Annotated in this window: 14 protein-coding genes; 8 read left to right on the top strand and 6 right to left on the bottom strand. The window is 44.6% G+C overall.

The genetic code is table 11. The annotated features are described in order from the left end of the window. A partial coding sequence (locus Q397_RS24830; RefSeq protein ID WP_240475102.1) for an integrase core domain-containing protein occupies window positions 1-293 on the top strand: 293 nt, incomplete at its 5' end. A gap of 26 nt (window positions 294-319) precedes the next feature. Here the strand turns inward: Q397_RS24830 and Q397_RS0118340 are convergent. After that, a complete protein-coding gene (locus tag Q397_RS0118340) occupies window positions 320-1,117 on the bottom strand; it encodes a hypothetical protein (RefSeq protein WP_028880654.1) in 798 nt (265 codons plus the stop codon). Between the two features lie 94 nt (window positions 1,118-1,211). On the opposite strand from Q397_RS0118340, the gene Q397_RS23310 reads away from it, so the two are divergent. The 5 genes from Q397_RS23310 to Q397_RS23305 all read left to right on the top strand — a co-directional run bounded on the left by Q397_RS23310 (window position 1,212) and on the right by Q397_RS23305 (window position 6,215). Beyond that, window positions 1,212-2,063 carry a DUF5131 family protein gene (locus tag Q397_RS23310; RefSeq protein ID WP_051610314.1) on the top strand — a complete coding sequence of 284 codons (852 nt, stop codon included), beginning with the start codon at window positions 1,212-1,214 and terminating at the stop codon, window positions 2,061-2,063. Between the two features lie 75 nt (window positions 2,064-2,138). Next, window positions 2,139-2,276 (top strand): hypothetical protein, encoded by a 138-nt coding sequence (locus Q397_RS25090; protein ID WP_156950784.1) that lies wholly within the window; start codon window positions 2,139-2,141, stop codon window positions 2,274-2,276. A gap of 41 nt (window positions 2,277-2,317) precedes the next feature. Beyond that, window positions 2,318-3,079 carry a hypothetical protein gene (locus Q397_RS0118330; protein WP_028880653.1) on the top strand — a complete coding sequence of 254 codons (762 nt, stop codon included), beginning with the start codon at window positions 2,318-2,320 and terminating at the stop codon, window positions 3,077-3,079. Continuing rightward, complete coding sequence (locus Q397_RS0118325; protein WP_028880652.1) at window positions 3,079-3,534, top strand: hypothetical protein; 456 nt, start codon at window positions 3,079-3,081, stop codon at window positions 3,532-3,534. The genes Q397_RS0118330 and Q397_RS0118325 overlap by 1 nt, the downstream gene beginning before the upstream one ends. A gap of 11 nt (window positions 3,535-3,545) precedes the next feature. Further along, window positions 3,546-6,215: a DNA methyltransferase gene (locus Q397_RS23305; protein ID WP_038014725.1), complete on the top strand. Its 2,670-nt coding sequence runs from the start codon at window positions 3,546-3,548 to the stop codon at window positions 6,213-6,215. A gap of 21 nt (window positions 6,216-6,236) precedes the next feature. Here the strand turns inward: Q397_RS23305 and Q397_RS0118315 are convergent, their stop codons facing one another. Next, the gene (locus Q397_RS0118315) at window positions 6,237-6,671 is read right to left on the bottom strand and encodes a hypothetical protein (RefSeq protein ID WP_051610312.1); all 435 of its coding nucleotides are present in this window, start codon (window positions 6,669-6,671) and stop codon (window positions 6,237-6,239) included. Between the two features lie 474 nt (window positions 6,672-7,145). Between Q397_RS0118315 and Q397_RS0118305 the strand changes: the two genes are divergently transcribed. Further along, on the top strand, window positions 7,146-7,448 hold the full coding sequence (locus Q397_RS0118305) for a hypothetical protein (RefSeq protein ID WP_028880649.1): 303 nt from the start codon (window positions 7,146-7,148) through the stop codon (window positions 7,446-7,448). Here the strand turns inward: Q397_RS0118305 and Q397_RS0118300 are convergent. Genes Q397_RS0118300 through Q397_RS0118285 form a run of 4 tightly spaced genes read right to left on the bottom strand, consistent with a single transcriptional unit; the run spans window position 7,445 to window position 9,669 of the window. Then, entirely contained in the window at window positions 7,445-7,921 is a 477-nt protein-coding gene (locus Q397_RS0118300; protein WP_156950783.1) for a hypothetical protein, read from the bottom strand. The two genes, Q397_RS0118305 and Q397_RS0118300, sit on opposite strands and share 4 nt — an antisense overlap. An 8-nt stretch (window positions 7,922-7,929) precedes the next feature. Beyond that, the gene (locus Q397_RS0118295) at window positions 7,930-8,460 is read right to left on the bottom strand and encodes a hypothetical protein (RefSeq protein ID WP_028880647.1); all 531 of its coding nucleotides are present in this window, start codon (window positions 8,458-8,460) and stop codon (window positions 7,930-7,932) included. Between the two features lie 18 nt (window positions 8,461-8,478). Further along, window positions 8,479-8,787: a hypothetical protein gene (locus tag Q397_RS0118290; RefSeq protein WP_028880646.1), complete on the bottom strand. Its 309-nt coding sequence runs from the start codon at window positions 8,785-8,787 to the stop codon at window positions 8,479-8,481. 3 nt (window positions 8,788-8,790) lie between these two features. Then, window positions 8,791-9,669, bottom strand: coding sequence for a hypothetical protein (locus tag Q397_RS0118285; protein ID WP_028880645.1), 879 nt, complete (start codon window positions 9,667-9,669; stop codon window positions 8,791-8,793). Between the two features lie 165 nt (window positions 9,670-9,834). Between Q397_RS0118285 and Q397_RS0118280 the strand changes: the two genes are divergently transcribed. Next, window positions 9,835-10,179, top strand: coding sequence for a helix-turn-helix domain-containing protein (locus tag Q397_RS0118280; protein ID WP_028880644.1), 345 nt, complete (start codon window positions 9,835-9,837; stop codon window positions 10,177-10,179). Window positions 10,180-10,309 lie beyond the last annotated feature (130 nt).

Raw genomic sequence — 10,309 nt, 5'->3', positions numbered from 1 at the left:
GTTGCAAAACGCTTTATATTGAGCCGGGGTCACCTTGGGAAAATGGCTATAACGAAAGCTTTAACGGCAAGCTTCGCAATGAACTTTTAAACGGAGAAATATTCTATACCTTGCAGGAGGCAAAGGTTCTGATTGAACGCTGGCGGCAGTTTTACAATGAAGTTCGTCCGCACAGTTCACTGGGCTACAAGCCTCCGGCACCAAAAACACTCTTGCCTCGTCCTGATGTTCTGACTTACGCTACGCTCCAGTCGCCACATCAGGACGACAATAATAGCCAGAAACTAACATAGCGGTTGGACCACCAAAGTGGGGCACGTCACAGTTCATCAATAAACTTTGCAAATTCACGTAATGTGGAGATGCTTGGTTCAGGTGCAGAATACCAATCATTCGGGTCAAGCCCACAGCGTCGTAATGCGGAGTAACGTTCTCCGGCACTATCCAGCGTATTCACAATATAATTCTTTAATTCCCTCGTTTCTTCACGTTCAGCTAAGGATGCTTTTGGGGCTGCATTTAACACATCCTTCACACTCATTTCTTCCGGTAAAGTCAAATCACTCGTTTCAAGATCGAGTATCACTTTTCCAAGTTCTTCCAATGCTTTTGGAGAAGCACTGCCTTTGGGGTATTCTTGGGACAACCGAGGAAAAAACCGAGATTGAATTTCTTTTTCAGGCGATTTAACAGGTATTCTGATCTCGCCTTTTTTACGACCAATTGAAGATTTGATCCAATTATCGTCATGAACGTGCTTGGCATACTCCGCATAAAGAAAGTGGGCTTTACTCAAACCTGCATTTGTCAGGTTTCTAACTGATAGCGTTGGTTCAACCCCACATCGTAAATATCCCATAGCTTGAGCATGAACAAAAATACGATTTTTATTGAGCAGGTTTCGGTGTCTTTCAGAAGTTATCGCAAGAGGAAGTGTATCTTGCGTGTGTTCTTTGGGATTAACTCTAAAAAGTAAATCTCGTACACATCTTGGCTGGCTCAAAACATCCAGCATCCATAACATGTAAAGCTCTTCATCAAAGACCGCTTCATCTTTGGTCTTATCAATGAATTCCAGAATTGCATTGGCCAGCATAAAATAGGCTTTTGGTATCATAATTTCCCCGTTCCAAAAAAAGCATCCTGATTAGTCAGGGCGAGTATGCAGGTTCGCTGCTACTTGGTCTCTAACCTAAATTTAGGATGTCATTATGGCTACTAAAATTGAATGGACGGACGAAACATTTAACCCGCAGGTTGGTTGCAACCGATACTGCAAAGGTTGTGACAAATGTTATGCGATCCGTATGGCTAACCGCTTGCAAGCGCAAGGTTATGTCAAATATCAAGGCGTGGTTCACAAGAACCATAAAGACGAATTGGATTGGACGGGCAAAATCAATTTTGCCCCTAAAGTCCTAAGTGAAGGCGTTCGCTCTCTTTCCACCCCGTCAATGATTTTCATAAACAGCATGAGCGATACATTCCATCGCAATGTCAGCGATGATCAAATCGACTGGTACATCAACCTGATCAAAAACACGCCGCAACATGTTTACCAAGTTCTCACGAAACGCCATGAGCGCATTGCTCAATTGGACATGGAATTACCCGAAAACATGTGGCTCGGTGTGTCCGTGTGCAGCAAGTCTGATTTGAAGGCAATTGATGGTCTTCGTTCATCTTCTGCCAAAGTGAAGTTCTTGAGCTTGGAGCCTCTGATTGAGGATTTGGGAAAACTGAACTTGGCTGATGTGGATTGGGTCATTGTCGGCGGTGAAAGTGGTCCGTCTGCCCGTGGAATGGACCCTGATTGGGTTCGTTCGATCCGTGATCAATGCCTTTCTGCACGTGTTCCATTGTTCTTCAAGCAATGGGGAACAGCTCATGCTGAATGGCAGATTGTGGAAGGTAAGCGCAAGCGCGTGAAACAACCTCCCATGATCGATGGGAAATACTGGCTTCAATTCCCGACAGACCACCCCGCCGTGAATCGCAAACGACGTGATGTCATCTCAACTTATACACGTTCAGAACTCGCACCTTATCGGGTTCGCGCATAACGCAGACCATGCCTTCTGGGTGATGATTGAAAACAATCTGTCATCACCCACTCAACCTATTTTCGGAGAAATTTTATGACAAGGGAAATTCATTATGTGTTGGTCGTAACTAACAAAAACTATAGCGCGTATCTGTCTCAGGCTTTGGTTGCGGCCAACGACAATCGTGAGCCAACCAAGCAGCCGCCATCTGCGGCTGCTCTGGCAGCCTAATTTTCAAATTCATTTATTCATTTTTAGAAAGGGGAATTCTTATGAAATCCATCGAACAATTTAATGCTGATGCCCGTAAGGTGAAAAAAGCTGTAGCTGTTTTTGTTGCAGGTTTGGGGCGTTCGAACCTGCAACTCTATTTTGCGCTTGTTAAGGCGTATTTTGTTTACATTGCGGCTTTAGAAGCACCAGAAGCATTTATGGCTGCTGCTAAAGGTGCTGGCATCAAAGTCAGAAAAGATGCGAAAGATGAAATCGCCCTGACCGTTATTAAGTGGATGTTCACCCAAAACGATCCGAAATTCCAAAAAGATATGCGTCGCCAGTTCAATACGTGGATGAACGTGCTGCTGGCTTTGAAGTATTTCGCCGATGAAACTACTGCACAAACTGGCGGAGCCATTCCAGTTACGTTCCATGACTTGCTGGAACGCCTTCAAAAAGTGGGGAACGACAAACTGGTCACACAATGGCGCAAGAAAATTAATTCAGACAAGCCCAAACCAAACAAAGTCGCCAAAATCAATGAATACATCGCGGAGCACATGATCCAGCTTGGCGAAGAAGCGGGTGATGACGATGAACCTGCATGGGTAATCTGCCCCGACCAAGACAAAGTGCTGGCTGGCCGCAGAGGTAAAATCCTGCTGTTGGCAGAGATGGATGAAGACCAGAACTTCGTCATCCACGGTGTCTTCGAAGAAAACAGCAGCAAGGTTGAAAGCATGATTTTTGCCAAAGCTAAGAAACAGTCCGCAAACGACAATACCCCTAAAACCAATGCACAGAAGGAGATTGCATAATGACTATGACACGTAAACACCTGACTTCCGCCCAGAAATTTGAAATCGAACATTGCGATTTGAAACCCACCGAATTGCTCAAAAAATATGCCTGCCATCCCCAGACGTTGAAAGCGATTAAATCTGGTTCTGGTGCGTATGCCGATTTCGGTGGAAGCCTTGCAAACTGGGGAATTTATTTCGCCGATAATTATCGTTCGTTTCTCAAGGAGATGAAGCTGGCTAATGATAATCGCAAGCGTTACCCCGGTAGCCTTGAAGAGCGTTACCTTAACGTCATCACCTCACCCGACCACCCAGCCATTCTCATGGAAGAAACAGGTTATACCATGAACACGATCCGTCTGCTGAAAAGCGGTCAAGGCAGCTACGCAGGCTATGGCGGGTCACCCGAAATTTGGGCGGATTATGTCGCCCAATATGGCAACGCCATCAAAATTCGTCTGAAACAGTAAAGGAGAGATATATGAAAGTTTCAGCAATTCTTCAAAGCACACACAATTCTCCGATCCGTGCAATCGGCGGAAAGTCCAAACTTGCCCCAAATATTGTCCAAGCATCCCCCGTGAAGGTCGGTGAGTGGCGCGAACCCTTCTGCTATTCCGCTTCGACCTCAATGGCAGCCATTAAGAATGGTGTCGCTTCTCGTTATTGGATCAATGATCTGAACCCGGTGATTATTAACTTTTGGAAGGTTCTCCAAGGCGATCCTTCTGAAATGATTGCTCAATTAGCTACAATCTATGAAAAACACGGGCTGGGTAGTCTTTCTCTGTTCGACGAGAAACAAGCACTTTTGAAAACGGAATATGCTCGTTTGGCGGAATGTGCCGCACATGGTGAACTTGTTGATGTGCGTGACCAAGACCGTTTGAAAATTGCAGTCGCTTTCTTTGTCGTCAATCGTTTGGCTTATGCTGGCGGCGATCAAAAATGCGGATATAACCATAGTTATGAAACTGATGGCCGGGGCATGAAAATGTCGATGATTAACCGTCTGTGGGCATTTCACGAACTGATTTCTAAAAACGTGAAAATCACCCTTGGGGACTATAAGCCTGTCCTGACGGCACCGGGCAAAGATGTCTTCCAGATTGTCGATCCACCTTATATCGGGGCTGGTGACAGCATCTATAATAATACGTTCGATGAAGCTGCCATGTCTGAATTGGCTGAACTGGTGAAATCATCCAAGCACAAATGCTTTGTCACCGTTGATGACAGTCTGGAAAACCGTGAACGCTTCGGTAAATGTAACCTGTTTGTGCATGGCTATACGTCGAATGCTGCGGCTGAGAAGAAAAAAGCAACCCAGCTTCTTGGCGTGAACTATCTCAATGCCAACACGTTCCATGAACTGACTTCCATTGCTACTCCGATTAAAGATGCCCCGCCGCCAGATAAGCCTACACCACCAAAAACAACCGTTAAAAAAGCCAGAAATGATAATCGTTCGGAAAAGTCGAAAGCCAAAAAACACTATTACGGGCAAGCGGTAGATCGCAATTGTCAGGCTTACACTCCCCAGTGCTTTCTCGAAGCCCTTTATATCGCCAATGACAACCGTCCGTTCGATCTGGACCCATGCAGCCCTCGTAAAGATGAAACTGCCCCGGTGAAGGCTAAAAAGTATTTTACGCGCAAGGATGATGGTCTGAGTAAACGTTGGAACGGGATTGTGTTTATGAACCCGGAATATCTTCACCTCAATAAGTGGGTCGAAAAAGCCGCTGATTCCGTCTGGTGTAAATCAATGGGAAATGCGCCGACCGAAAGTGCTGGCAAACGCCGTAAGCCGCAAGCTGAAACCGTCATTGGTTTGTTTCCCTGCCGATTTGATGCGCAGTATTGGTCTAAGTTTGTCAGTTCTCATGCAAAGGTGTTCTTGATTGATAAGCGCATGCGCTTTGAACATTATGATGAAAATGATAATCTGGTTCCGTTCAAACAAGGGTTGCCAGAACCAATGGTTTTGGTGATTTGGGGCAATCATGAAAAGTTCACCAAATACTTCCATGAAAATCCAACCATTAACGGCTACACGTTCCATGACCGTTCCCATCCGAGCATTCCTGATCAGCCCGTGGCATATTGGAAACGCATCGAACGCCAAAAACGCGCCAAGGAACTCTCTAATAAACGCGGTTTCGTCACTGATGTGATCCATCATCATAGCTGTGCAGATATGAAACACCTGCCGAATGACAGCATCGGGCTGACCGTAACCTCTGTGCCCTATAATGTCGGTATTAATTATGGAGATGTTCAGGACAATCTGAATTGGGATGTTTATTGGGATGAAAAACGTCAAATCGCAGAAGAACTTTTCCGTGTGACCGAAGATGGTGGACGGGTTGCAATTAATGTTGCTGAAACGGCGGGTAAAACAAATTACCCTTTGGCGCACAAGTGGACCGACCTGATGCTTGAAGTTGGCTTTAAAAGCTTTGGACGCATTAACTGGATTAAAGATGGCGTTAAACGCCAGTCAACGGGTTGGGGCAGTTATCGTCGTGCATCAGCGCCAAGCATTCGTGAAGAACATGAACCCATCCTTCTGTTCTACAAAGGCGATGAATTCAAACGTGAGAAATATTCCAGTGTTGAAAGTTGTTCCCGTGACACCTTTTTGTCCGCAACCATCAGCAACTGGTTCCTGCGTCCTGAAAGTCGTAATGATGATGGTCACCCGGTGCCGTTTCGTGTTGACCTCCCTGCGCGATTGATCGAATTTTTATCTGGACCAGATGACGTTATTCTTGATCCATTCATGGGGTCCGGTACAACTGGCATTGCCGCACTTGCGCATGATCGAAAATTTGTCGGATATGAACTAAATGAAAAGTTTGCCATTGATTCTCGTGAGCGTATTGCAAATGCGGATGATGAGATTGCCGAGTTGAAACTCAACGGCATTATTCCTGACGCGGATAAGTTTTGGGTGGGCATGTCATCAGACACAATTAAGGAGATTAAATTACCGATCACCAGCATAAACGCTTACAATCAGCACCTCGCTTATCCTGTCTATCAATCAAGTTCTGCGTATAGTAATTTTAAAGATTTCTCAGGTCGACCTGTACTCGATGATAACGCTAAAACGGAGTGCGAAAACCCGCACTCCGAAGCCGCCTGATGTCATTTTAAATGACATCTGTTATTTCACACGACGACGCGCACGATCTTTACAGTCAGCAATTTGTTTATCGAGTTTTCCCTCAAGGATCATTTTTTTTATGGTTTCCAAGACTTCCACAATGTCCTGTTTATTTGATCCACATTCGATGGAAGGTTTCCCGGGTTCGATTTCGAAGATGTAGCTCGAACCGTACCGCAATTCTACCAGCCAAATTCCGGCTTCATTTTTCCAAAACCACTCTCTGGGCTTGGCGGCAACCAGCTTCTTCTTTTTGATAATATTGCCATTTTCGTCTTCATGATTGACATAACGATAACGTTCAATTTTGTAGCTCGGGTCATTAATCAAAGCTATCTGGTTTTCGATCCCCTCAATCATCACGTCTTCGCCTTTTTTGCGCCGTTTTTGCTGAACAGTTGGACGGTTCTGTGTGCTGAATTTAAGCTCTTTCATGACGAATCTCATTGTTGTGTTTCCATAGAAAAAGCATATGGCCGACTGATAAGGGCGGCCAAGTTCAAGAGTATAGTTTAGGCAATATTTACAGAATGTTATGGCCCAAAGGCCACTAAACCAACGCCATCAATTGGTCCAAGTCGCTTTTGGTCTTTGCGTGTATGAAAATTTGATAGCAATCAAAGAGTTCCCGTTCTGCAACCAACGTTTCCCGGGTGGCACTCAACCCGATTCCATCTGTGGTCAAATGGGGTGTAGGTGATTGGTCCAAACGTTCAAAGGTGCTGATAAGTTTGCTTTCCAAATGGAAGCAATGTGGGTATTTTTTGACAATATTTGCTACGTGGTCTTCATAAAAGGGCATCATTATTCTCTTCAAAAATTATCTGGTTTTATTTATCAATTTCTGTTCCCGGGGCAGCACCACGGTTCTGAAATGATAAATATTTAGAAATCGAGAAGGTGAATTTGATGGATACCCGTGAGCTTTATGCAGATTTGAAAAGCCTTGGAACGGTCGAAACGGCAGATGATTACAGCAACCTGTTCGGCTATGGTGATAGTACGATTAGATCACAATGGGCGAAGGATACATCACCAGATTTATCCGCGTGGGTTCGATTGTGGTTTTCTTTGACGACTATTGCAAATGATACCGAAAAAGCTATTAAATCCGCACTTAATGAAGAACGTGGTGAATATGAAGCCGGGCTGGAAGAGCTTCGAAAATTACAAACCCGCGTGTGGCGACATATTGAGGCACTGGCAGGTTAAGGACGGCTGGTGTCCATTTGCCATGCACAGTCCACAGTTTGGAACTCTTTCTCTGTAATACCGATCAATTTGAAGTGCGGCAAGACCTGCATAATGCAATTCATCGTTTTGATCGCGTCATCACGTTGATAACCGCATTCAGATGTTGGTGCGCCATTATGCATGGCTTTGCCAATTTTTTTATAAGCATATTCAGAAGCATTGCGTAATTTTCGCTCAAAACTTTGGATGTCAGTCATGACCATAAAACCGTCCGTTTTGTTGACTGAGAAGGACCAGACTTTATGCGCTGCTTTACTGAACACTCTATTCACCGCAAGCTTTTGTTCATAGCAATATTCGGCGCGTTCTTTTAGGTGCATTCCTGACGCACCAACACCACGGGCGGCACGTTCTTGTTCCAGCCAATGGTTTGGGTCCATTAATTCTTGGTCAGTGGTGGCATGAGCGGGAAAAGTCGCCCATGCCAACATTATGATGATTAACCACCGCATTTTGCATTCACAGATGCGCTCTTGCCTTCCAGCATCGCGATAAGCTTTTTACGGTCAGGATCATTTTTATCGGGAGAAGCCGAGAAATATCCATACAGAACAGCCAAAGGTTCACTTTGCATTCCAATATCGGCACGGCAGTTACAGGTTTTCTCGGCACTATCATCAAAGAGAAGGTCTACTGTTTTTCCACAAACACGATACATTTCCGCTCGAATGCCGACTTCATCTTGAGAACAGGTGTTTTTCAATCCCGGCCAGAAGTAATCGCCGATTTCCCAAACCAATTTGTTGTCAGAATTATCTTTTGGACCATCCAGAAAGATTTGAAGCTGCTTATCTGTGTAATCAGCATCATAGACCTTGTTCACGGCGCATTCGCAGAAAGCATCTGTTGCCCCATCACGCCCCATGCAGCTTTTGTGTAAATTACCTGCAATCCACCCTGCTCGAATTTCTTCGGCTTGCACATTGACTGCTGCCAGTAAGAGGGCAAACGCGATCAGTAATGTCTTCATTTTCAATTTCCTTATTGTTTATTCCACACGACCAGCACGTTGCAGCCAGTCATCCCCATTGCGGCACGTCAGCGCTGTAAAAATGTAGGGAACGTGCCCTTTTGGAAGCAGTGCTTTGTTCTTGTAATCCGACATCCATTTTTGGATACCTTCTTCGGGCATATATTTCTTCATGGAGGATGCCGTGCAGGAACAAACACTCTTTTCAAAGCCTTGGTTTGTACACAGCTTTGAAAAGTTTGTGCGCGATTGTGACGACCATTCAAATGCATTTGCAGCAGTTGTCATGGTCATGAGAGTTACCGCGACCATCAAAATTGTTTTCATGAATTATTCCTCTATTTCGGCAGTAGGTTGACCACGTTCTGAAAATTTACAGATGCCATAACTCGTCACCATTTGGCCGTAGCGGTTATGACCTTTGACACGCACTTTCACATTGACCAGCGGCAGGTTTGAAAGGTTTTGGGCAAACACCAGCCCATTATTTTCCAGTTCTTTTTGCTGACGTTCTTCTTGCTCAGTAGAAGGAAGGTTCTCAAAAGCTGCTAATGTTAGCCCACCGCGCATATTGGTCCGTCTTGACTTATCCCAATAACGGTATTCCGCTTCGTAAAACTTGGCTGTCTCGGGGTTAAGCATGAGGTTTGCAATTTTTGTCTGGCAACGGGGTAAGTAATGATTATCAATGGTATATTGGCTTGGTTCGATTAATCCCGTGCTTGGATCAACTTTCATTGAAGATGAGCCAGAGCCATTCATTTGTGAAAAGACCACAACAGCTATCAACGCCACACCAGCCAATGCCCCGCCGAACATGACCATTTTTGGTTTTCGTTTTAGTGTTTCAGTCGTTTCCTGCCGAACTGGGGAATGATCTTCTTGATCTTGTCTTACTTGTTTAAAGCCACGCCCGACCAATGATTTGATGTAACTTTCATGGGCAAGAAAACCAAATGCAGTTCCCAATCCTGCACTACACAGTAGGGCAATTGTAATAGCTGGGCTGGGTTTAAAACCTACTATAGCTCCCATAATAAGCGACACTGGAAAAACCAACAGAGCCAACACCGCAAACATCCACTGGCGGCGTATGAACAGCGGAATACCCAGAAGAACTGGCGAAACAAACGCCAACCAACTGAACCCGGGTTTCAGCACTTTGACTTCACCCGTGTTCGGGTTTTTGAAATGTAGCATATTACTCATTATTGGCCCCTTGATGACAGCAATTGCGGTTTTGATTATTCATTCCCCACCCATCTCAACCTGAATAAATTTAACAAGCTTAAAAATTGAACATTTACGACAATAAAAAATAATGACTAATTGCGTCAATAGTTAAAGTTGAATAATTAGAGCAATATCCATCACATGATGGATTCACTAACAAAACAGATAGGTCGCCGCATAAGGGCACTGCGAAAGCAAAAAGGCTTCACACAGGCAAGGCTTGCCCGTGCCACATTGAAGACCGTTGAGACAATTTCAAAGATTGAAAACGGTCACGTTTCCCCATCTATTGGGACGCTGGAAGAAATTGCCCGAAAACTTGAATGTCCCATTTTCGCTTTCTTTGAAGATTGTGAACTCCCCACTACCGAAACAGAACTCACAAAAGCTACACAAAAAATTCAATATGCCCTCAAAACCTTTCCTGATGGCGACCTTGAAGTTCTTGCTGAACTGGTTGATGCGTTGGAAAAACGAAGACTCTAATTCTCAAGTATATGAGGCTGCGTGATCTAAATGATGGAAATCCATTAGACATGGTGGCTGCATATAGCTAACATTCGCCCAACATTTTGAAATATTGGCCTGATTTTGGTCTGTATTAAATTCTCTTTGA

Source organism: Terasakiella pusilla DSM 6293, from assembly GCF_000688235.1.
GTDB classification, from domain to species: Bacteria; Pseudomonadota; Alphaproteobacteria; order Rhodospirillales; family Terasakiellaceae; genus Terasakiella; species Terasakiella pusilla.
This window is presented reverse-complemented; position numbering and strand designations above follow the sequence as displayed.

Coding starts and splice junctions, on each gene's coding strand:
- Q397_RS25090 (WP_156950784.1), top strand. CDS start 2,139: ATGACAAGGGAAATTCATTATGTGTTGGTCGTAACTAACAAAAACTAT.
- Q397_RS0118300 (WP_156950783.1), bottom strand. CDS start 7,921: ATGTTGGCATGGGCGACTTTTCCCGCTCATGCCACCACTGACCAAGAA.
- Q397_RS23310 (WP_051610314.1), top strand. CDS start 1,212: ATGGCTACTAAAATTGAATGGACGGACGAAACATTTAACCCGCAGGTT.
- Q397_RS0118280 (WP_028880644.1), top strand. CDS start 9,835: ATGATGGATTCACTAACAAAACAGATAGGTCGCCGCATAAGGGCACTG.
- Q397_RS23305 (WP_038014725.1), top strand. CDS start 3,546: ATGAAAGTTTCAGCAATTCTTCAAAGCACACACAATTCTCCGATCCGT.
- Q397_RS0118285 (WP_028880645.1), bottom strand. CDS start 9,669: ATGAGTAATATGCTACATTTCAAAAACCCGAACACGGGTGAAGTCAAA.
- Q397_RS0118340 (WP_028880654.1), bottom strand. CDS start 1,117: ATGATACCAAAAGCCTATTTTATGCTGGCCAATGCAATTCTGGAATTC.
- Q397_RS0118295 (WP_028880647.1), bottom strand. CDS start 8,460: ATGAAGACATTACTGATCGCGTTTGCCCTCTTACTGGCAGCAGTCAAT.
- Q397_RS0118330 (WP_028880653.1), top strand. CDS start 2,318: ATGAAATCCATCGAACAATTTAATGCTGATGCCCGTAAGGTGAAAAAA.
- Q397_RS0118325 (WP_028880652.1), top strand. CDS start 3,079: ATGACTATGACACGTAAACACCTGACTTCCGCCCAGAAATTTGAAATC.
- Q397_RS0118315 (WP_051610312.1), bottom strand. CDS start 6,671: ATGAAAGAGCTTAAATTCAGCACACAGAACCGTCCAACTGTTCAGCAA.
- Q397_RS0118290 (WP_028880646.1), bottom strand. CDS start 8,787: ATGAAAACAATTTTGATGGTCGCGGTAACTCTCATGACCATGACAACT.
- Q397_RS0118305 (WP_028880649.1), top strand. CDS start 7,146: ATGGATACCCGTGAGCTTTATGCAGATTTGAAAAGCCTTGGAACGGTC.